Annotated in this window: 1 protein-coding gene; it reads left to right on the top strand. The window is 65.6% G+C overall.

Annotated elements, in window-relative coordinates; translation table 11 throughout:
* Positions 1-1,313: beta-ketoacyl synthase N-terminal-like domain-containing protein (locus tag ACZ60G_RS44115; RefSeq protein ID WP_465818402.1), on the top strand; the 1,313-nt coding region annotated here is incomplete at both ends.

Raw genomic sequence — 1,313 nt, 5'->3', positions numbered from 1 at the left:
TGGGAGGCGTTGGAACGCGCTGGTGTGGATCCGGCGGTGCTGCGTGGCAGCTCGACCGGGGTGTTCACCGGTCTGATGTACCACGACTACGCCCAGGGCGCTGGTATCGGTAACAGCGCCGGCGGAAGCTTGGTCTCCGGTCGCGTCGCCTACACCCTAGGGTTGGAAGGCCCGGCCGTATCGGTGGATACGGCGTGCTCGTCGTCGCTGGTGGCCCTGCATCTGGCCGCGCAGTCGTTGCGGTCGGGGGAGTGCGATCTGGCGTTGGCCGGTGGTGTGGCGGTGATGGCCACGCCGGATATGTTCCTCGAGTTCAGTCGGCAGCGCGGATTAGCTCCGGACGGGCGCTGTAAATCCTTCGCCGACACCGCCGATGGGGTGAGCTGGTCCGAAGGTGCCGGTGTGCTGGTGTTGGAGCGGTTGTCCGATGCCCAGCGCAATGCTCATCAGGTTCTTGCGGTGATCGCTGGTTCGGCGGTGAATCAGGATGGCGCATCGAATGGTTTCACCGCACCCAACGGTCCCTCGCAACGGCGAGTGATCCGCCAAGCGTTGGCGAATGCTCGTATCTCGCCGGTCGAGGTCGATGCGGTGGAGGCCCACGGAACGGGTACCACCCTGGGTGACCCGATCGAGGCGCAGGCGTTGCTGGCGACTTACGGCCAGGACCGGGATGCGGATCGTCCGTTGTGGTTGGGGTCGTTGAAGTCGAACATCGGTCACGCTCAGGCTGCCGCGGGTGTGGGTGGTGTGATCAAGATGGTCATGGCGATGCAGCACGGGCTGCTGCCGCAGACCCTCCATGTTGATCAGCCCAGCACCAAGGTCGACTGGTCCGAGGGGCATGTGCGGTTGCTGACCGAGCCGCAATCATGGCCGGTGGCGGACCGGCCACGTCGTGCTGGTGTGTCCTCGTTCGGCCTCAGTGGCACCAACGCGCACGTCATCATCGAGCAGGCCCCGGTCGTGGCGCCGGTGCCGGCGGTGAAGACCGTCCCGGTCGGCGGAGTGTTGCCATGGGTCGTTTCGGCGCGCAGTGGCGAGGCTCTTACCGATCAAGCTGCCCGCCTGGCAACGTATGTCGACGACCACGACCCGATCGATGTCGGCTTCTCGCTCGTAACTTCGAGGGGTTTGTTCGACCATCGGGCCGTGGTGTTGTCAGCCGAGCGTGACGGGCTGCGAGCCGGCACACAAGCGCTGGGCCGCGCTGAATCCGTTCCGGGTGTGGTGTCCGGTCGTGTGGTTTCGGGTTCGACGGGTCTGGTGTTTTCGGGTCAGGGTGCGCAGTGGGCGGGTATGGCTACTGAGCT

The organism is Nocardia sp. NPDC102475 (assembly GCF_055584605.1).
Note: the sequence above shows the minus strand (reverse complement) of the source record. Positions and strands in the feature narration are given on the sequence as shown.